This window comes from Brevibacillus sp. B_LB10_24, assembly GCF_046036945.1.
Classification (GTDB): domain Bacteria; phylum Bacillota; class Bacilli; order Brevibacillales; family Brevibacillaceae; genus Brevibacillus_C.
This window is the reverse complement of the sequence record NZ_JBJQOQ010000003.1, coordinates 18,713-37,626: the sequence shown is the minus strand read 5'-3', so window position 1 is coordinate 37,626 and position 18,914 is coordinate 18,713. Positions and strand designations below refer to the sequence as shown.

Sequence of the window (18,914 nt, the reverse complement as noted above, 5' to 3'; positions counted from 1 at the left end):
ATTATGATAAGGAATGAAATTGAAGGGTTTGGTGAGGTGAATCATGTGGACGACTTGGACAACGATTCATGAATCATACGGTCTGCCGCGGGCGGCAAACGATTTGCGCCAATATTTAGAATTGAATGGAATCCGTGTCCGGCTTTCCAACCAGAAACAAGGAACGCTGCGTTCATACTCCTTGCAGGTGCCGATCCATCAGAAGGAAAATGCGCTGCTGCTGCTTGGTCAGTACAAAAGAACGATCAAATAAAGACATGCGAATGAGACCATATTTCACCTTCACTCTCGCCGGTGGGTTGGAGATACTATCTCCAGGGGAGGGATTGCAAGATGGTCACGACGCTGATTGATCAAGCAGATGTTCGGGAACAGCATCTACGCCAGACCAAGCTGTTCGTGCCGGATCTGGTGTTCTTTGAACCGCAGGCATTGGACTATCCGCTGGGTGAGGAACTGTTTCGCCGTTACAAGCGGGAAGGCATACCGATCAAGATGACGACGAGCCATAATCAGGTAAGAGGAATACCCGGGGAAACGGACTTGGAGAAATACCGCAACGCCAAACGCACGCTGGTAGTCGGGGTGCGCAAAACGCTCACCTTTGAACAGTCAAAACCCTCCGCGGAATACGCGATCCCCCTCGCAACAGGCTGCGCAGGCCACTGCCACTACTGTTACCTCAATACGAACGTCGGCACGAAGCCCTACATCCGGGTATACGTAAATATCGAAGAAATCCTGGAGAGGGTGGCCCAGTATATCCGTGAACGGGAGCCGGAGATCACCCGCTTCGAGGCCGCTTGTACGTCAGACCCTGTCGGGATCGAACACATTACCGGCAATCTGAAGCGGGCAATCGAATTTATGGCCGATCAGCCAAACGGGCGTCTCCGCTTTGTGACCAAGTTTCACCATGTCGATCCGCTGCTCGATGCCAGGCACAACAAGCACACCCGTTTTCGCTTCAGCGTCAATGCCGATTACGTGATCAAACACTTTGAACCGGGTACATCGTCGTTTCGGGAACGGCTGGAAGCAGCCGGCAAGGTAGCGGCCGCCGGCTATCCGCTCGGATTTATCATCGCCCCGCTCTATTGGTTCGACGGTTGGGAGGAAGGCTATACGCACCTGTTGGAAACGCTGGATCGACAGCTCGGGCCGGAAGCGAGGCAGGACTTGACCTTTGAATTGATCCAGCACCGCTTTACCAAAATCGCAAAAAGCTTGATCCTGGAGCGTTACCCCAAGACCAAGCTGCGGATGGAAGAGTCAGAGCGGAAGATCAAGTGGGGAAAGTACGGCAAGGCAAAATACGTATACCCCGACGTCCAGGCCTTCGCGCTGAAGTCTCACCTGGAAGCCGAGATTCAGCGGTTTTTTCCCGAAGCCCGGATCGAGTACTTCACCTAGATCACTTAGCCGAACAACTCGCTCATCGACAAATACCGCTCGCCGCTGTCTGCACAGATGGCGAGCACTTTTTTATGCGGTCCCAGCTTCTCGGCTACTTTTAGCGCGGCAAAGACGGCTGCCCCGGACGACGGACCTACGAGGATGGCTTCTTGTTTGGCCAAAGCCCTCGTCATTTCCAGCGCCTGCTCATCTGTAATCTGGACGATCTCGTCGTAAATTTGCGTATTCAGGGTTTGAGGTATAAATCCCGGGCTGGTCCCGACCACTTTGTGCGGACCTGGCTTGCCCCCGGATAACACGGGTGAACCGGCCGGTTCTACGACCGCGATATGCAGGTGGGGCAGATGCCCACGCAGGACTTCGCCTGTCCCGGTGATGGTGCCGCCCGTCCCGGCTGTAGCCACAAACCCGTCGAGGGAGCCGTCCATTTGCTCAAGGATCTCCCGCGCAGTGGTCAGACGGTGGATCTCGGGATTCGCTTCATTTTCAAATTGCATCGGCATGAAGCTGTTCGGGACATCTTGCAGCAATTGCTCTGCCTTGCGAATCGCTCCGGGCATTTTTTCGTCGCCCGGCGTGAGCACGACCTCTGCTCCGTAGGCCTGCAGCAGCTGGATGCGTTCACGGGTCATCGTGTCCGGCATGACGATGATCGCCTTGTAGCCTTTGACGGCCGCAGCCATCGCCAACCCGATTCCCGTATTTCCGCTGGTCGGCTCGATAATCGTCGCCCCGGGCTTCAATTGGCCGCTGGCTTCTGCGGTGACGATCATGTTGTATGCCGCGCGGTCTTTGACACTGCCGCTGGGATTGAACTTCTCCAATTTTACATAGACATCAGCCATTTCGGCGCTCACCAGACGACGCAATCGAACAACGGGTGTCCGGCCGATCAGTTCCCCCATGTGGGCTGCTATTTTCATAGTTATCGCACCTTTGTCAGAAGATATATGTTATTCCATTATAACATATCGGAATTGGCGGATTCTAGCTGCTTCGACAAATCCCCTGTCAGCATGGTAAAATGAAAGTCGTTTGGCAGGCAGCATGTGAGCCATTATTCTGGCTGCCGGAATAGTGAGAGATTTGGAAAAATGATCGGGATCACAAGTGCGAGATCCATAAGGAGTTATGCAACGATGTCGAAGTACTCAGGCAGCCAACTATGTGAGAAGTACGGAATTCCGGCCAATGCCGTGATTACGGTCAGCGGAACCGTCGGTGTGGGCAAGTCCACTTTTACGCGGGCGCTGGCCCATCAGCTGGGCTTTCGCGTTTCGCTGGAAAAAGTGGACAACAACCCGTATTTAAACCGGTTTTACAAAGATTTGGACCGTTGGAGCTTCCATTTGCAGACATTCTTCCTGGCTGAACGCTTTAAAGAACAAAAGCGGATGTTTGACTACGGAGGCGGCTTTGTGCAGGACCGCTCTATTTACGAAGACACAGGGATTTTTGCCAAAATGCTGCACGAACAGGGGCATATGTCTGATGAAGACTATGATACATATACCAGGCTGTTCGAAGCCATGGTCATGACGCCTTACTTTCCCCATCCGGATCTGCTGATCTATCTGGAGGGCAGCTTTGAGGAAGTCGTACAGCGTGTCAGAGAGCGGGGACGGCCGGCGGAACAGCAGACCCCGATTTCCTACTGGGAGGATTTGTATCACCATTACGAGCGGTGGATCGACAGTTTTTCCGCCTGTCCGATTTTGCGGATCAGCATCAACGAATACGATGCCCTCGGCTCCGGCAGCTCCATGGAACTGGTTCTGTCATGGGTGGCGGACAAGTTCAGGACGTTTCGGGAACTGCGCCGCTAGCCCATCGCCGGTGCTATTCTTGCGGACTCAGCAGCTCTCGCCATTTTCGGCACCAGGTGCCGCTAAAGACGCTGGTGAACAGCCCCAATGCGATCCCGGCAATGACGTCAACGACGTAATGGTAGCGCAAATAGACCGTTGACAGCAAAATGCTGATGACAAGCGGCATGTACAGCCAAAGCCAGCGGGGCCGATAGACGGCGATAAAGTATAGCATCACGAACGAGACGGCTGTATGCAGGGAGGGAAAGGCATCGCGGGGGATTTTGAGGTCCCCCGGCAGTACGAGGCTGTGCTGGGCTGCCGTGACCAACCCCCCGGCCAGCGAGATGCTGTAGGATTGCTGCAGGGTATAGTAGGGGCCGACAGCCGGAATGAGCAAATAGCAGAAATACCCGAGATAAAAGGTAAACAGCACACTGGCTGTATATTCGGTTACGGCTTTTTTCGACCAAAAATGCAGCAGCACCATCGTCGCGAAGATCAGCGGAAACCAGGCCATGTACACAAAACTGAAGTAATCCGTCAGCAGCGGGTGAACGTACTGCTGCAGCCAGACGGTTGGCTGTACCCCGAAGAGCCAGCGGTCGGCATGAAGCAGCCAGTCATCCCGGTCTTGTGGCGAGAAAAGCGGGACGTAAAAATTGAGCACGCGGTAGACGAACAAGAGCAGACAGAATGGCAGTACGAGCCGCGTCAGAATAAACGTGTGGCGCACTCCCCACCGCAGGTCCCGGTACTTCCACCAGCCCACGGCCAGGAGCAGCGCCAAACAGGCGCCAAAAGCTTTCGGCAAAAAGGCCCGGTAGACATCCCAAACCCAGCGAACCGGGCGCCAATGCCAATTTTGTGTTTGCTGCTTCAAATCTGCCAGATCGGCGTACAAAAAAAAGACAGCGAGAGCGGACAAGGAGAAGAGAAGTCCTACGCACTCATACAGTTCCACCTTTTTCAGGCCGTGCCAGATAGCTCTCATCGCAATCCTCTCGTCGGGGAGTATTGGTAGAGCAGCCGAATACAGCAAAGCGAGAAACGACTGCTCTCAACAGTTTGCACGAGAGTAGCCGTCATCATACGCGCCAGCTGCAGCGGGCAGAGGATGGACTGGAGAGGTATGGTATAATGGAAAAATGAACCTGAATCCAAGGAGCGAGATAGGTAATGGGAGATGCTTGGTTTGAACAGAGTTTTCGTGAGGATTACTTGCTGGTGTACCAGCATCGCGACGAAGCCTCAGCGGATCGGGAGATTGGCAATTTACTGGAAAATTTGCCGATCAAACATACAGGAAGGGTGCTCGACCTGTGCTGCGGCAGCGGGCGTCACTCGCGGGCTCTGGCGCGCCGCGGCTACGAAGTGGTTGGCGTTGATCTGTCACCGGTGCTCTTGGCCCTGGCGGAACAACACAATCCATACCCCAATCTTCGTTTCGTACAATACGACATGCGGGAGATCCCGTTCGAGAACGAATTTGATATCGTCGTCAATTTGTTTACCAGCTTTGGCTACTTTGACACCGATGAAGAAAGCGCCATCGTGGTGAGAAATATGGTCAGGGCGCTGAAGGCCGGCGGAGAAGTTTTGATCGACTACCTGAACCCCGCTTATGTGCGGGCTCATCTGGTCCCGGCTTCAGAGCGGGAAATCAACGGCTTGCTGATCGATGAAAAACGCTGGATCGAAGGCGGCTACGTCAAGAAGGAGATCGTCATACGCGATCCGGAGTCAGCCGAGCCGCGCTGCTATATGGAGCAGGTCCGCTTGTTTGAAGCGGCAGAGATCATCGGCATGCTGGAGCAGGCGGGCTTTCGCCTCATGCAGCTGTACGGTGACTATACATACTCCCCTTACAATCAAGAACAATCGCCGCGGATGATTTTTTTCGCCGTCAAAGATTAGGCCTCCCCGATCGTTCAATTGTTGTGACTATCCGCTGCGGTCGCTGAATAGGATAGAATTATCTTAACGTCGACCGCAGGGGAGATGGATGGCATGGCGAAACTGTCGATCGAACAGATTTCGTGTTACTTGAACAAAGTTCCGGGCTGGCACTTAACGGAGAACAAGCAGGCACTGATTCGTACGCTCTCATATCCTGACTTTCCGTCTGCCCTCCGAATGGTCAAAAGGCTTGCCGATTACATGGAAGGAGAGGATCATCTCCCGGAGGTCAACATCAAGGGTTCGGACATTACCTTCACACTGTCTACCAGCCACGCGAACGGATTGACGGGGAAGGACTTTGCCCTGGCACAAAAGATAAACCGACTGACACAAGCGGTCACAGAAGCAATCTAAAAGCACCGATCCTGGTGCTTTTTTTCGAGCCTTCGGGCAAAAAGCGCAGCATGCCGGTAACAAATGTGCAAAAAGATGGTAAGATAAGAGAAGTACCGTTGGGAAGGGGGAAGAGGGGTGGGCAAGTACCATCCCTTGGAGGATATGGGCGACTACGTCAACCAAAATAAAGAGACATTTGATCGGCTGGGAACGTCTGCCACCGAAGTGGAAGAGTTGGATCATATGGCGAAGCTGGCACTGCCAGGATTTCAAATGTTATTGGCCGGCGGACGCGTGCTCGACGTAGGCTGCGGAGTCGGGATAGATTCCCTGCGGTTGAAGCGGCACATGTTGGATGTGCAGGGGTTGGATATCAGCGAAGTGATGCTGGCGGAGGCCAAGCGGCTCGTCGAGGGCGTTCCCTTTTGGCAAGGGGATTTTCGCGCACTGCCGTTTGCGCCGGACAGCTTTGACGGAGTATGGGCGAACGGCTCGCTTTTCTATGTGACGACAGCCGACCTGCAACAAACGCTGCAGGAGGTGCGGCGCATTTTGAAAACAGGCGGTGTGTTCTTCGCTTCCTACCTGCAGGGGGAAGGCGAATTCTACCGCAATTCACTCTACCACCACTGCTACCGCCCCGAAGAATTGGAACAGTACTACCGGGAAGCCGGATTCAAGACGTTCGACCAGTCGCTAGAGACCAGCACAAACAAGTACGTGTGCATTTTGGCAGTGAAATAGAGGAGGACGCAATGGAAATCCAGACGCATCAGCAGCTGCTGCATACGCTGCAGGAGCAATTTGCAGACAGGCCCGCACAAGTCACCTTTACCCAGTGGGAGGGTGAAGAGGAAGACGAGACCGTAACAGCGTTTCAGGCGGTGCTGAAACAGGTGTCCTTGTCTGAGGGGGATTTTGCAGGAAAAGATCTGTTCCTGCTCTTTGAGGCAGAGGGAGAGGAAGTGCTCGAACTGCTGATGGAAATCCCTGCAGAGGAAGAAGATCTGGGGATGCTGGACGGCGGCCAGCTGCGCATCTTCGGCACCGAGGCGGAGCTTGTGATTGAGCGATAAGAAAGAGGCCGAGGGTCTGTCAATACATTTATGTAACTACCATCGTTACTTTAGGTGCTGACCAACCCGGTCAGGGAAAAATACATCCAGAACTTTGCAGACGCGCTCTCGCCGAATTACATCCTTGTTGCCATCAAGATCAGTCCCAATGATCATATACGCAGCCTTATTGACAATGGCACCGTCTTGCTTCACTTTCATAAAGAGGGTATCCCTTAGCCTAAAAATCTAGGCTTTTGGGACACCCTTTTTTTTGGCGATATACCCTACAACGTGAAAGCTTTCCTCCCCGACATGATGCTCGATATAAATCCCCGGTTGCTTGGTTTCACCAATCGAAATCGTTTCAATCAGTTCAAAGTCGTACCCTTCCATATGGGTTTGGATAAATCCTTTTTCAAAGTTTAACGGTAAAGCATTCGGATACATCTCGTACATTTTTTGAATTGATTTCGCACCGTTTTTGTAATGCGAAAAAATTCCGATAATAGTGGTTTCGTCTTTGCAATACCGGTTGAGCTTGGCAAGTGGAAAGACTGGATTAAATAGCGCGTAGTCGTTGAACGACAGGCTATCGATAATATAGTCCACGCTATTGCACGAAATCGGCAAATGCAGCGATGTGTTGACGATGTAGAGCACCTTTAACTTGGGATTGATGAACGTGATTTTTCCCTTCAGCTTCTCTACCATTTCCTGGTTGCTGCCGCAAAAAATATACAAGGCGTCATCCTGAAGTAAATGAAGGTATTTGGGCAGAAGGACAAACGTGTCGATGCTTGGCTCCAAAATAACCCTGTTAGTCAAGGGATAACTTTTCAGTAGCTGGTAAATAAACTTGCCGCTTTTTTCCATCAACCGGGTGAGATCGGTGGTTACTTCACTTACGGTTTTCGGTTCGTACAGGTAGGCCCCGTTCTGGATCGAATCATCCAGATTGGGTGCGTACAAGATTCCGTTGTCAATCTGGGCTTGATAGCCGCATTCACAATGGACGGAGGCATCCACGATGCATTCTTGCAGAATGAGCGTATTTTGCAATTGGAAGGAACCGGAGCAGACAGGGCAGCGCAGCAAGGGGATGAGTGAGATGGAAATGCCTGTCACGGTCTTTTCTGCTTTTTTGTGGGGGGCCGAATCGATAATCGAATCGATATTTGCCATGGCCTCATACAGCTTCGCGATTTCCACCGTCAGCTCATCCTTCTTGGTTTCTAACAGCTGCACGAACCTTTCCCAATCGTCGGGATCGCGTAATAACGTAACACGCTTCACCTTCAGGATATTGTCGATTTCATTTAACGTGAAGTGAAGCGATTTCAATTGAGTAATGAAGGTCATATCGTCTTCACATGTCTGATCGTACTCATAGTAGGATTCCTTTTTGATCGGGATTAAAAAGCCTAAGTTGGTATAATAGCGGATCGTATCGATGGAGACGTTAAATTTCTTTGCGAACAAACCTATTCTCATATGGTTAGTCCCTCCCTAGAGTATACTCCGTGCTTTTCGCGAAAACGGCTCGAAATAGGTGGTTGCCCTATAGATAAGTCCACCTACTAATATGGAGCTAGAAAATTCACAGACTTTTTGAACAGTCAGGAAGGAAAGCGGTTAAAAGGCTGCTCCTCACCACAAAAAAGAATAACCACATCATACAGAAGGAGGAACGCCTATTGGAAGATTTCGCTTGGAACGCGCGCTAACTTTGGTTGTCTTTAGCACTTATGGGATTATAGCACAGATAACGCAAATAGTGGTGCCTTCAGCTTATATTCTAGCATTAGTGGCTATGCTGTTCATAGCACATAGCTATGGAAGGATGGCATCAGCGTATCCGATTAAAAACGAACGAATCTATCACAATGAAGCAGGGGGATTGAATACATGGGTAAACCTGTTGAAGAATTAAGCCAGGATATGGTTTCTCTGATTCAGGGAAGTACAATCGTGCTACTAAACGTTATACATAAGGAAAGCGAAAGGGTCTACACTACTGCATTATCTTGGGTGTATGCCATTAATGAGAGGAAGATTCGCTTTGCAATCGATGCCAAATCTGAATTTGTGAGCATTTTGGAGAATGATCCCAGGTTAGTTCTTACTTTTATCGGTCTTGAAAGCGTATACTCCATCGTTGGTAAAGCAGCGATAAAAAATAGACAGACAGAGGGGACCACTCTCAAACTAGCTATTCTTGAAGTGGATGTTCAAGAGGTTCGGGACATTATCTTTTATGGCGGAAAGGTCGTCACGGAACCGTCATTTATCAAAACATATAATGCTGAGCTTGCTAAAAAGCTCGATAAAGAAGTTAGGGACATCATCTACAGCTGATCATCATTCAAACTTCCGGAAAGAGTTTTTTACCGCTTGTTGTGTATACACAATACATAACACTAATTATGAAATAATTATCCTGAAGGATGTGGCGACATGAGAACAGGACAGCAGTATATTGATTCGCTGAAGAATAACCGTTGTATTTATATTGACGGAGAACGTGTACAGGATGTAACAAATCATCCCGCATTTACCGGGATTATCAATACTGTGGCAAAACTTTACGACATCTCTGCAGATGAGAAAAGCAATATGACGTATGTGACGGAAGACGGCACGATCGCCAACAAAATTTATATGATTCCGAGAAGTCGTGAGGATCTGAAAGAACGAAGAGAGGCTATCAGTAAATGGGCAGAAGCCACATGTGGTTTTGTAGGCCGTAGTCCCGATCACGTTGCAGCTTTTCTGGCAAGTTTTGCTGGCGCATCCCACGTATTTGAACGGGGAGGCCAATGTTTTAAGGACAATATTGTCAACTTTTATAAGCAAGTAAGAGACAATGACCTTTATGTGTCTTATGTCATCATTCCGCCGCAGGTCGATCGCAGTAAGGCAGCACATGAATTGGATGAAAAATATGTGGCCATGGCCGTATATGAAGAACTCGAAGATGGCATTGTTATTCGCGGTTCGCAAATGTTGGGAACTGGCTCTGCCGTAAGCGATTACTTGTTCTGCAGTGTTATTTCCCCGCTTCGCCCGGGAGACGAAGACTACGCCATTTCTTTTGCCGTACCTATGGACGCACCTGGGCTGAAATTGTATGCACGCCCGAGCTATGCGCAAAACAAACCTAGCACTTTCGATTATCCACTGTCGACGCAGTTTGATGAAAGTGATTCTTTTGTCGTATTTGACGATGTATTCATTCCATGGAAGCATGTATTCATCTACAAAAATATAGATATCGTTCGGGCGCAATTCCACGAGACACCGGCACACGCGCTTGGTAATAACCAGGCACAAATCCGCTTTGCCACAAAACTGAAATTTGTAATCGGTGTTGCACGGAAAATCGCAGAAATGAACGGGACTGATAAATTCCCGCAAGTGCAGGAAAAGTTAGGGGAACTTGCCTCTGTTGCATCATGTGTGGAAGGGATGATGCTCGCTTCCGAATACCATTGTCTACATGACGAAAATGGAGTAGTTCGTCCCAATCCTCGTTTCCTGTACGGTATTGTCGGTATGCAGGATACGATCTATTCCAGTGTCATTAAAATTTTGCGCGAATTAGCGGGAGGCGGAGTCCTGCAAGGACCGTCTACTTACAAAGAACTTATCAATCCTAACACGGCAGCAGACATCAAGAAATACATCCGCAGTGGGAACGCTGATTCAACACAAAAAATTCAATTATTTAAATTAGCCTGGGATATTATTGGTTCTGAATTCGGTGGACGCCATCAACAGTACGAAATGTTTTATAACGGGGCGCCGTTCGTAGTGAAAGGATACTCATTTCGAAACTACGGTTATCACGAAGCAGTTGATCTCGTAAATCGTTTTCTGGATTCGTACGAACTTCCAAACCCATAGGGCCAACTGAAAATTGAAAAAGGAAGTGAACCAATATGAAAGTTGCATCCGTTCAAGTTGAAATCAAGGACGATGAGACGAAAGCACAGCGCATCCATAGAGTCGGATCGATGCTTGACGAGCTGGAGGGATACGATCTGCTTGTATTGCCGGAAATCTGGGCAACCGGCTACTTTTCCTTCGAGCGGTATCTGGAGGAATCTGAACCGATAGACGGGCATTTTGATGAGACGTTTTCCGCAAAAGCGAGGGCATTGGGAACTTACCTTTTTGCCGGAAGTTTTGTTGAAAAAGACGGCGAGAATCTTTATAACACAAGCGTGATGTATGACCCGCAAGGACACCGGATCGCAACATACCGTAAAATACATTTGTTCCGTTACGGCTCGGACGAAGGGAAACTATTAACCCGTGGGGACGAGGTTACGGTGGTAGATACAAAATTCGGCAAAGTGGGTTTGGCTACCTGTTACGATTTGCGATTTCCCGAACAATTCCGCAGGCAGGTTGATCAGGGAGCCGAGCTGCTGCTGGTGACATCCGCTTGGCCGCATCGACGTCTGATGCACTGGAACCTGTTTAATCAGGTCAGGGCTTTAGAAAATCAGTGTTATTTGATTTCCAGTAACTGTGCCGGTACCACCAGAGGCACTTTCTTAGGAGGTCACAGCCAGGTAGTCGACCCGTGGGGTACTGTTATCGCCTCAGGGGGAGAGCAGGAGACAATTGTGAAAGCGGAAATCAATCTGAAGCAAATCCAACACATCAGAGAGACTTTCCCGCAGTTGAAACACCGGGTATTGACTTAAATCCTCAGTAAGGAGAGAAAACATTACATATGCAAATTTATAGCAATGGGATCGAGCTGCAATGGAAACCGACCAGATTGATTATTGCTGGTTATACAGGAAAAGACCAAAAGGCTGTTCAGCAGCATATTGACGAACTAAAAGAACTGGGAATCCCGGCTCCGCCACGTGTTCCGATGATTTACGACCTAACGCCGGAACTTATGCAGGTGACCGAGGAAATTACTGTCGTTCACAACCATAGCAGTGGCGAAGCCGAGGCTGTATTACTGGATGTGAATGGAGTATGGTATCTGGGGCTCGGCAGCGATCATACGGATCGGGTGTTGGAAGCGACCTCGATTCAAAAATCGAAGCAAGTTTGCTTAAAGCCAGTTTCTTCCCAAGTATGGCCGTTAGACCAGGTCAGGGATTACTGGGATGAAATCGAGATGGAGAGTTGGATAATCAAAGATGGGGTTCGGCATGAATATCAGAAGGGGAAATTAGGAAGTTTTCTGAACCCGGACGAGCTGCTCCAAATTTTGCGTGAACGCGATTATGAGAGCAAGGGAATGGCCGTATTCTGTGGGACTTTGCCACTACATACCGGAACATTCCTCTACGGGGGAACCTTCGTTGCCGAGCTTCGTGACCCGAAAAATGGCAACACGATTCAATTAAAATACAACATGAAGTTATTAAAAGACGCTGAGGAGGAATAAAGATGGCAAAGCCAGAGTTGGAATTTACCGATTATCGCAAGTTTGAAGCAACACCATTCAGTAGTGTTAATGGACTTACAGAAAGAATAATTGCGTTAGATCCGGAAAAGAATGTAGCAACGCGCATCCTGCAATTCGAACCAGGTACGGATACTTCCCCGAATGGTGTTCAACTTCATGATTTTTGGGAGGAGCTTTATATTATTGAAGGATCCATTATCGATTTGGAATTAAATGAAGAGTTTACGCAAGGAATGGTGGCATGCCGCCCTCCAGGGATGAAACACGGGCCGTGGAAATCTCCGAATGGCTGCAAAATTTTTGAAGTTCGTTATTACGTCAAGTAATGTAACGTAAATCAAGATCCCTCCTATTTGGAAATTCACACGCAAAAACAAGATGCCTATTTCCAGATGGGAGGGTTATTTCGTTAACAGAGCTCACCCTTGATCAAGGTCCATAACAATCGGTACAAGGCTTGAGGAGGCATTTTATGAAAAGGGAAGGACAACCTGCTGTAAAATCCAAAAGAGTGCTGTTTGCTACTTTAATTGGCAGCACGATCGAATTCTACGATTTCTTTCTTTATGGAACAGTTGCTTCACTTGTGTTTAACAAATTGTTTTTTCCAAGCGATAATCCTTTTGTGAGTTTGTTGCTTGCCTATGCATCTTTCGGCGTCACCTTTTTCGTACGGCCTCTAGGTGGTCTTATTTTTAGCCATATGGGTGACAAATTTGGCAGAAAAAATACGCTTGTCATCTCTCTGGTCTTAATGGGAATTTCTACTGTATGTATTGGATTATTACCAACGTATAGTACCATTGGAGTTTTGGCACCGATTCTACTTGTGACCCTGCGTCTCGTTCAAGGGGTTGCGCTTGGTGGAGAATGGGGAGGGGCGGTTCTGCTGGCGGTTGAATCTGCACCAAAAGAAAAGCGAGGCTTTTTTGGAAGCTTTCCGGCTATGGGAATCCCGCTCGGTATGTTAATTGGAACATTCTCTATTTCACTAATGAGTTTATTACCCGATCAGCAATTTTTATCGTGGGGCTGGAGAATTCCTTTCTTGCTGAGTGCACTTTTAGTAGTGGTTGGTCTGTGGATACGGATGGGGCTTGGGGAAACGGAGGCTTTCAATAAAGAAAAAGAAAAAGGAAATGTAGTGAAAATTCCTCTCTTTGTTGTACTCCGCCATCACTGGAGAGCCGTTCTGATTTCATTAGGGGCCAAATGTGTAGAGGTAGGACCGTTCTATTTATTTACTACATTTTTTATCGGCTATGCTACCAATATCGGCTTTACAAGAACGACAACGTTAAATGTCATCACCATTGCTACCCTCGTTACAACGATCTGTATTCCATTAATGGGAATCTTATCTGACAAAATTGGACGTAAGCGTGTTTTCCTGCTAGGGGCATTCGCTCTTGCTATCTTTTCTTTCCCCTATTATTACTTGCTTTCGTTAAAGTCTGTTTTTTGGGTATATGCCGTTTCGATTATGGCCCTGGGGATTTTTTGGTCTTCGATTGCAAGCATTATCGGAACAATGTTCTCTGAAATGTTTCATACGAATGTGGGTTACACAGGAATAACCCTTGGCTATCAAACAGGTTCGGCTTTATTTGGAGGAACAGCACCAATTGTCGCAACCTTCTTGTTAAGTACTTACAATAATTCCTGGGTTCCACTTGCTGTCTTTGCGTGCGTTCTAAGCGTAGCCTCTTTTATCTCGGTTTCGCTTTTACGCAACCCCAAAGAGCAGGGGCATTTTGAAAATTCCTTAAGTCAGAATGAGGTTACTGCGAAATTGTAATAACAAATCAAGGATACTCAGCGAAAGGTTTGAATTCGAAACGGAAATCAGACTATTCAATTATCACATTGCCATTAGATACTGCCTGATTTTCCGTCTGCATCTTTCTTCCCTGAGAATGTCCTTGGCCTTCACCCATTCTATCCACCGATAATGATCGGTTACATAGTGTATACACAATACAGTATTCAAAAAATGATTTGCTTAATGGGGAGAGTGGTGCAACTTGGAAATTGAATACATAACACACTCACCGGATGTTGCAATAGCAATGAATGAGCATCACGTCATGGCATTGGGATTCTTTGATGGTGTTCATCTAGGTCACCAATCATTACTTCAACAGGCGAAAGCAATTGCTAAAAAGAAGGGGCTCAAGTTCACAGTGATGACTTTTGACCCGCATCCCAATGAGATCATTAAACGAGAGACCGATTGGAGATATATCACTCCACTTGATTCAAAACTGCAGAGAATCTCTACTTTTGGTACCGACAAAATATTTGTTGTAACATTCAATCGTTCCTTTGCTTCCATTCCTGCCGATAAATTTATCCGGAAATATATTATTGGTCTTCACGCCAAACATATTGTTGTTGGCTTTGACTTCACTTTTGGACATAAGGCTCAAGGGGATGTTGAATACTTACGGCATTTCAGCAAAGATCGTTTATTTGAAGTAACCGTCATTACTAAAAAGACACAAAGTAATCAAAAAATTAGTTCCACACTTATTCGCAAACTGATCAGAGTCGGCGATGTTCATCTGATCCCACATTATTTAGGTAAACATTATGAAATTCGTGGAGCTTTCGCTGAATCTCCTAATCAGTCATTCCAAATCGATCGCAAATATGTGATGCCGAAACCCGGTCTCTATCATGTGGAGATCCTAACGAGCCGGAAAACAACAAAAGGACTTCTTTACTGCAGTGATGAGGCCTGCAAGTTATGCAGCCGTGACATGGTTCCGCAAAAAAGCGGGGAAATAACGGTGAAATTCTTACAACGATCCGCTTTGATGAGGTCTGTTTCGGAATAGGTTTCATCAAAGGATTAGTAGTTTTGCTGTTTAGTTCGGTATTTTCGGGGAATACACTAGCGAATAATAACTCGAATCAAACGGAGGAACTGATCTTTATTAATGGAAACCTTTACACAGTTGATAAAGATCGAAGTAGGGCAGAAGCGGCTGCGCTTAAGTCAGGTAAACGAGAAAGCGTTTACATCGCGGCTTCCTGCCCTGAGAAAAGCGATCCACATTCTTAAAGGAGGAATACGTATTGGAAAACACCCGCTTGTTGGAAAACACCCGCATGGAACGAACGCTGACTATTGCACCGCTTGTCTTGTTCGGAATCTCTTTCATGGCCCTGGGCACTGTATTCAGCACGTATGGAATTGCTGCCCAACTGACGCATGGGATGGTGCCCGCCGCTTACATTCTAGCATTAGTTACAATGCTTTTCACTGCACTTAGCTACGGAAAGATGGCCCAGGCTTACCCGATTTCCGGCTCGGCCTATACTTATGCCCAAAAGGCAATCTCTCCTTCCGTTGGTTTCATGGTCGGTTGGAGTATTCTGGTTGACTACCTGTTTATCCCGATGGTCAATTACTTGGTTTTTGCCAGCTTTATGCATGCCGGATTTCCGTCGGTGCCCGAGTATGTGTGGATCTTGCTGATGCTCGTGATCGTTACCGTCATCAACATCAGAGGTATCAAGCTGGCAGCTAATGTCAATCTTTTGATCAATCTTATCGGAATTCTGTTTATCGTGATATTTTGCTTTTTGTCGATCAGGCACATGATGACCAACCAAAGCGTTTTCCACCTGTTTTCGCTGTCTCCGTTTTACCAGCAAGGAACAAACTTCTCTACGATTATTGCTGGTGCATCGCTTCTCTGTTTTTCCTTTTTGGGGTTCGATTCGGTTACGACATTTGCCGAAGAAGTAAAGAATCCGGAAAAAATGCTTCCGCGAGCGGTGTTGATCGTGACGATGGTCGGAGGCTTCATTTTCATTCTCGTGTCTTATCTCTCTCAAATCAACTATCCTGATTATGCATCCTTTCCCGATCCTGATTCAGCAGCCTTTGTCGTTATTCAATACATTGGTGGCGACTTTTTGGCTACCTTCGCTCTCGTGATGATCACTACCGGTACTTTTGGCTCTGCGATGGTTTCCAATGCCAGCGTCGCACGCCTGCTTTATTCGATGGGGCGGGACGGCGTGCTGCCACGGAAGATGTTTAGCTACCTGCACCCAATCTGGAAAACACCCATTTTCAACCTCTTGCTCGTGAGTCTGATCGGCTTGTTGGCACTGTTTATGACGCTGGGAACGGCGGCATCACTCATCAACTTTGGCGCTTTTCTCGCTTTTAGTTGTGTAAATATTTCAGTTATTTTGCACTTCTTTGTCCATAAAAAAGAACGTGCAGGCTGGAGTCTGTTCCGCAATCTGCTCTTTCCGATCATCGGGACTGTGATGGATCTTTATCTGTTAATCAGTCTGGACTCCTATTCAATTATGCTTGGAATCATCTGGTTTTGTATCGGTTTCATCTATCTCCTTGTTTTGACAAAATGCTTCAGGCAAAAGCCGCCACAAATGGAGATCGATGCAGCCTAATTCATACATGGAAGGAAGGATACACATGAAAGCAGATTTGATTGTGAAAGGAAACAAAGTGTTCACCGGCTTGCAAAACCAGCCCGAGGAAGCGGCTGTCATTATTCGCGGCAACAAAATCGTGGATGTCTGCCCGATCGAGGAGAGCCGTGCTTACCAGGGCGATAACACAAAAGAGCTGACGTATACCGATCAATTGATTGTACCCGGATTCCATGATGCCCATCTTCATGTCATGATGGGCAGTCTCATCGAGAACTTCTGCGTGAAGCTCGGTGACACCAAATCGGAGGAAGAAGCGGCTGCGAAGGTGAAGGAATACGCCGATCTTCACCCTGAAGACGAATGGATCATCGGCTTTGGCTGGGACCGGAACGCTTGGGAGAGCAAGCAGGACCCACATAAAAGCTCATTGGATCGCCTTTTGCCCGATCGACCTGTTTTTCTCCTCAATGTGGAGGCGCACTACGGATGGGTCAACAGTTGTGCACTTGAGCGAGCACAAATCGACGAATCCACACCTGCGCCAGACTTTGGCATCATCGACAAAGATGAAAAGGGGGATGTAACCGGCATTTTGCACGAATCGGCGATGGCGCTCATCACAAAAATTGCATTCGCCTTTCCCCGCGAAAAACAGGAAGCCTTGCTCGCAGGCTTTTTGGTACACGCCGCCAAATATGGAATCACCTCTGTGGATGATTTGTACGGGAGTCGGGCGAATGAGGCCTTGGATGATTACGGCTTATACAAAGCATTCGATGAAGCAGGAAAGCTGACGACGCGCATTCATTTTTATCCGCCGTTGAATGGGGACATCAAGCGGGCAAAAGCGCTGCGCGAGGAATTTCGCTCGGAAAAGCTGCAAATGAGCGGGCTGAAGCAATTCGTCGATGGGGTTGTGACCGGCCATACAGCCTATATGCTAGAGCCGTATCGGGATAAGCCGGACTCACACGGAGAACCGGCGTTCCCCGAGGAGGATATCAAGAAGTGGGTGGCAGAGGCAGACAAGGAAGGCTTCAAAGTCCGCTTGCATGCGATTGGGGACAGGGCGATCCGGCTTGCGCTCGATTCCTTTGAAGAAGCGAAAAAAGCAAATCAAACGAACGATCTCAGGCATGCCGTGGAGCATGTGGAGGTCATCAATCCCGCTGATATTTCCAGATTCCAAGAGTTGGGCGTTATCGCCTCCATACAGCCGGTGCATCTGGCTCTGATACCAGCCGAGGGTTACCTGAAGCCGATCGGCGAAGAAAAATCGGCGTATTGCTACACCTGCAAAACGTTGCAGGATGCGGGCGCGACGCTTGCCTTCAGCAGCGATTTCTCGGTTGCGCCGATCAATCCGATGCTGGGGCTGCATCGTGCCGTTACGCGGATGGATTATGCCGAGCAGGCACAGTGGAATGAAGCGGAAGCGATCTCGCTTGCCGATGCTATCCGGTATTACACGCTCGGCGGGGCGTATGGCGTCCATCGCGAGCACGAATTGGGCACGCTGGAAAAAGGCAAGTTCGCCGATCTAGCGGTGCTCGATCGCGATCTGTTCAGCATCCCGGCCGACGGGATCAAGGATGCCAAAGTCGTTTTGACCGTGATGGATGGAAAAATCGTCTATCAAAGCGAGTAATGTAAGCAGCTGCTTTTTATGTTGTTTTGCTGTGGCTAACGCTGATGTCAGCAAATCGAATTTTGCTCCCCAGTTGGCGTTGACCGTTTGTTTGCTTCGACTCTTGGGTTGCTTCTTTTCGTAAGCATGGATGGACTTGAAGAAAACTGTTCCCTTCTGGTGGAGAACAGTTTTCTTGTTTTTTTGGTTAAAAAGAGGGGATCCCTTAGCCTAAAAATCTGGGATTTTGGGGCCCCCTCTTTTTTGCTTTTTATCTCATCTGGCTCGGAGCGTAGAACTGCTGGTGTTCCTTGCGGTGGGCGCGCCGCTGCTGGCGAAGCTGGTAGCGTTCGGGAGCACTGTTAAAGTGGAACTTCTCTTCTTCTGTTTCCGGGTAGACGGGCGGGACGGGAATGGCCTTCCCATCCTTGTCGACAGCAACGAAGGTCAGGTATGAAGTGGCCGTTAACAGCCGCGTGCCGGTTAACAGGTCTTCGGACTCCACTTTTACGAAAATTTCCATCGATGTTTTGTGTGTCCACGTGACAAACGCTTCCAGACTAATCGCCTGTCCGACGCGGATCGGGTTTAAAAAGTCCAGGCTGTCCGTCGATGCTGTGACGATACTTTGGCGGCAGTGGCGCATAGCGGCGATGCTGGAGATCCTGTCGATGTAGGCCATGACTTTCCCGCCAAAGATCGTGCCGTGAAAGTTGGTATCCGGCGGGAAGACGATGTCGGTCATGTAGGTCCGGGAACCACTTATCGGTTTTGCTTGCATGATTCTCTCCAATCTCCTGTCATAATATCGGTTATCTCTTTTTGGGTCGATCCTATTCTACCCAACTATG

20 protein-coding genes and 1 pseudogene are annotated in these 18,914 nt (G+C 48.5%); 16 read left to right on the top strand and 5 right to left on the bottom strand.

Annotation, left to right across the window (positions count from 1 at the left end):
* The first annotated feature begins 43 nt into the window (after positions 1–43).
* On the top strand, positions 44–253 hold the full coding sequence (locus ACI7RC_RS04735; protein ID WP_408107088.1) for a hypothetical protein: 210 nt from the start codon (positions 44–46) through the stop codon (positions 251–253).
* 80 nt (positions 254–333) lie between these two features.
* Positions 334–1,413, top strand: a complete 1,080-nt coding sequence (splB, locus tag ACI7RC_RS04730; protein ID WP_408107087.1) for a spore photoproduct lyase — start codon at positions 334–336, stop codon at positions 1,411–1,413.
* A 5-nt stretch (positions 1,414–1,418) separates the two neighbouring features.
* On the opposite strand, the gene cysK is transcribed toward splB, so the two are convergent.
* Complete coding sequence (gene cysK, locus ACI7RC_RS04725; protein ID WP_408107086.1) at positions 1,419–2,339, bottom strand: cysteine synthase A; 921 nt, start codon at positions 2,337–2,339, stop codon at positions 1,419–1,421.
* 216 nt (positions 2,340–2,555) lie between these two features.
* Between cysK and ACI7RC_RS04720 the strand changes: the two genes are divergently transcribed.
* Complete coding sequence (locus ACI7RC_RS04720; protein WP_408107085.1) at positions 2,556–3,242, top strand: deoxynucleoside kinase; 687 nt, start codon at positions 2,556–2,558, stop codon at positions 3,240–3,242.
* 13 nt (positions 3,243–3,255) lie between these two features.
* Here ACI7RC_RS04720 and ACI7RC_RS04715 read toward each other — a convergent pair whose 3' ends face one another.
* Entirely contained in the window at positions 3,256–4,218 is a 963-nt protein-coding gene (locus ACI7RC_RS04715; protein WP_408107084.1) for a phosphatase PAP2 family protein, read from the bottom strand.
* A 185-nt stretch (positions 4,219–4,403) separates the two neighbouring features.
* On the opposite strand from ACI7RC_RS04715, the gene ACI7RC_RS04710 reads away from it, so the two are divergent.
* From ACI7RC_RS04710 to ACI7RC_RS04695, 4 genes are all read left to right on the top strand, one after another.
* Positions 4,404–5,141 carry a class I SAM-dependent methyltransferase gene (locus ACI7RC_RS04710; RefSeq protein ID WP_408107083.1) on the top strand — a complete coding sequence of 246 codons (738 nt, stop codon included), beginning with the start codon at positions 4,404–4,406 and terminating at the stop codon, positions 5,139–5,141.
* A 93-nt stretch (positions 5,142–5,234) separates the two neighbouring features.
* On the top strand, positions 5,235–5,540 hold the full coding sequence (locus ACI7RC_RS04705) for a 4a-hydroxytetrahydrobiopterin dehydratase (RefSeq protein ID WP_408107082.1): 306 nt from the start codon (positions 5,235–5,237) through the stop codon (positions 5,538–5,540).
* Between the two features lie 117 nt (positions 5,541–5,657).
* Positions 5,658–6,266, top strand: coding sequence for a class I SAM-dependent methyltransferase (locus tag ACI7RC_RS04700; protein WP_408107081.1), 609 nt, complete (start codon positions 5,658–5,660; stop codon positions 6,264–6,266).
* Between the two features lie 11 nt (positions 6,267–6,277).
* A complete protein-coding gene (locus tag ACI7RC_RS04695) occupies positions 6,278–6,598 on the top strand; it encodes a hypothetical protein (protein WP_408107080.1) in 321 nt (106 codons plus the stop codon).
* 83 nt (positions 6,599–6,681) lie between these two features.
* Here the strand turns inward: ACI7RC_RS04695 and ACI7RC_RS04690 are convergent.
* Positions 6,682–6,811, bottom strand: a pseudogene (locus ACI7RC_RS04690) (transposase); the annotation flags it as partial.
* A 15-nt stretch (positions 6,812–6,826) separates the two neighbouring features.
* Positions 6,827–8,071 carry a MerR family transcriptional regulator gene (locus ACI7RC_RS04685; protein ID WP_408107079.1) on the bottom strand — a complete coding sequence of 415 codons (1,245 nt, stop codon included), beginning with the start codon at positions 8,069–8,071 and terminating at the stop codon, positions 6,827–6,829.
* Positions 8,072–8,485: 414 nt separating this feature from the next.
* Here ACI7RC_RS04685 and ACI7RC_RS04680 point away from each other — a divergent pair, with 414 nt between their 5' ends.
* The 9 genes from ACI7RC_RS04680 to ACI7RC_RS04640 all read left to right on the top strand — a co-directional run bounded on the left by ACI7RC_RS04680 (position 8,486) and on the right by ACI7RC_RS04640 (position 18,084).
* Positions 8,486–8,935 carry a PNPOx family protein gene (locus ACI7RC_RS04680; protein ID WP_408107078.1) on the top strand — a complete coding sequence of 150 codons (450 nt, stop codon included), beginning with the start codon at positions 8,486–8,488 and terminating at the stop codon, positions 8,933–8,935.
* Between the two features lie 99 nt (positions 8,936–9,034).
* Positions 9,035–10,483 carry a 4-hydroxyphenylacetate 3-hydroxylase family protein gene (locus ACI7RC_RS04675; RefSeq protein WP_408107077.1) on the top strand — a complete coding sequence of 483 codons (1,449 nt, stop codon included), beginning with the start codon at positions 9,035–9,037 and terminating at the stop codon, positions 10,481–10,483.
* A gap of 35 nt (positions 10,484–10,518) precedes the next feature.
* A complete protein-coding gene (locus ACI7RC_RS04670) occupies positions 10,519–11,292 on the top strand; it encodes a carbon-nitrogen family hydrolase (RefSeq protein ID WP_408107076.1) in 774 nt (257 codons plus the stop codon).
* A 29-nt stretch (positions 11,293–11,321) separates the two neighbouring features.
* Entirely contained in the window at positions 11,322–11,996 is a 675-nt protein-coding gene (locus ACI7RC_RS04665) for a DUF2848 family protein (protein ID WP_408107075.1), read from the top strand.
* Positions 11,997–11,998: 2 nt separating this feature from the next.
* The gene (locus ACI7RC_RS04660) at positions 11,999–12,343 is read left to right on the top strand and encodes a cupin domain-containing protein (protein ID WP_408107074.1); all 345 of its coding nucleotides are present in this window, start codon (positions 11,999–12,001) and stop codon (positions 12,341–12,343) included.
* 146 nt (positions 12,344–12,489) lie between these two features.
* Entirely contained in the window at positions 12,490–13,815 is a 1,326-nt protein-coding gene (locus tag ACI7RC_RS04655) for an MFS transporter (protein ID WP_408107073.1), read from the top strand.
* 226 nt (positions 13,816–14,041) lie between these two features.
* Positions 14,042–14,857, top strand: coding sequence for an adenylyltransferase/cytidyltransferase family protein (locus ACI7RC_RS04650; protein WP_408107072.1), 816 nt, complete (start codon positions 14,042–14,044; stop codon positions 14,855–14,857).
* A gap of 241 nt (positions 14,858–15,098) precedes the next feature.
* A complete protein-coding gene (locus ACI7RC_RS04645) occupies positions 15,099–16,451 on the top strand; it encodes an APC family permease (RefSeq protein WP_408107071.1) in 1,353 nt (450 codons plus the stop codon).
* A gap of 25 nt (positions 16,452–16,476) precedes the next feature.
* Complete coding sequence (locus tag ACI7RC_RS04640) at positions 16,477–18,084, top strand: amidohydrolase (RefSeq protein WP_408107070.1); 1,608 nt, start codon at positions 16,477–16,479, stop codon at positions 18,082–18,084.
* Positions 18,085–18,334: 250 nt separating this feature from the next.
* Here the strand turns inward: ACI7RC_RS04640 and ACI7RC_RS04635 are convergent, their stop codons facing one another.
* Positions 18,335–18,844, bottom strand: coding sequence for an acyl-CoA thioesterase (locus ACI7RC_RS04635; RefSeq protein ID WP_408107069.1), 510 nt, complete (start codon positions 18,842–18,844; stop codon positions 18,335–18,337).
* Between the last annotated feature and the right edge of the window lie 70 nt (positions 18,845–18,914).

Excerpts from the sequence above, each read along its gene's own strand:
- ACI7RC_RS04735 (WP_408107088.1), top strand. The coding sequence starts at position 44 with ATGTGGACGACTTGGACAACGATTCATGAATCATACGGTCTGCCGCGG.
- splB (WP_408107087.1), top strand. The coding sequence starts at position 334 with ATGGTCACGACGCTGATTGATCAAGCAGATGTTCGGGAACAGCATCTA.
- cysK (WP_408107086.1), bottom strand. The coding sequence starts at position 2,339 with ATGAAAATAGCAGCCCACATGGGGGAACTGATCGGCCGGACACCCGTT.
- ACI7RC_RS04720 (WP_408107085.1), top strand. The coding sequence starts at position 2,556 with ATGTCGAAGTACTCAGGCAGCCAACTATGTGAGAAGTACGGAATTCCG.
- ACI7RC_RS04715 (WP_408107084.1), bottom strand. The coding sequence starts at position 4,218 with ATGAGAGCTATCTGGCACGGCCTGAAAAAGGTGGAACTGTATGAGTGC.
- ACI7RC_RS04710 (WP_408107083.1), top strand. The coding sequence starts at position 4,404 with ATGGGAGATGCTTGGTTTGAACAGAGTTTTCGTGAGGATTACTTGCTG.
- ACI7RC_RS04705 (WP_408107082.1), top strand. The coding sequence starts at position 5,235 with ATGGCGAAACTGTCGATCGAACAGATTTCGTGTTACTTGAACAAAGTT.
- ACI7RC_RS04695 (WP_408107080.1), top strand. The coding sequence starts at position 6,278 with ATGGAAATCCAGACGCATCAGCAGCTGCTGCATACGCTGCAGGAGCAA.
- ACI7RC_RS04685 (WP_408107079.1), bottom strand. The coding sequence starts at position 8,071 with ATGAGAATAGGTTTGTTCGCAAAGAAATTTAACGTCTCCATCGATACG.
- ACI7RC_RS04680 (WP_408107078.1), top strand. The coding sequence starts at position 8,486 with ATGGGTAAACCTGTTGAAGAATTAAGCCAGGATATGGTTTCTCTGATT.
- ACI7RC_RS04675 (WP_408107077.1), top strand. The coding sequence starts at position 9,035 with ATGAGAACAGGACAGCAGTATATTGATTCGCTGAAGAATAACCGTTGT.
- ACI7RC_RS04670 (WP_408107076.1), top strand. The coding sequence starts at position 10,519 with ATGAAAGTTGCATCCGTTCAAGTTGAAATCAAGGACGATGAGACGAAA.
- ACI7RC_RS04665 (WP_408107075.1), top strand. The coding sequence starts at position 11,322 with ATGCAAATTTATAGCAATGGGATCGAGCTGCAATGGAAACCGACCAGA.
- ACI7RC_RS04660 (WP_408107074.1), top strand. The coding sequence starts at position 11,999 with ATGGCAAAGCCAGAGTTGGAATTTACCGATTATCGCAAGTTTGAAGCA.
- ACI7RC_RS04655 (WP_408107073.1), top strand. The coding sequence starts at position 12,490 with ATGAAAAGGGAAGGACAACCTGCTGTAAAATCCAAAAGAGTGCTGTTT.
- ACI7RC_RS04640 (WP_408107070.1), top strand. The coding sequence starts at position 16,477 with ATGAAAGCAGATTTGATTGTGAAAGGAAACAAAGTGTTCACCGGCTTG.
- ACI7RC_RS04635 (WP_408107069.1), bottom strand. The coding sequence starts at position 18,844 with ATGCAAGCAAAACCGATAAGTGGTTCCCGGACCTACATGACCGACATC.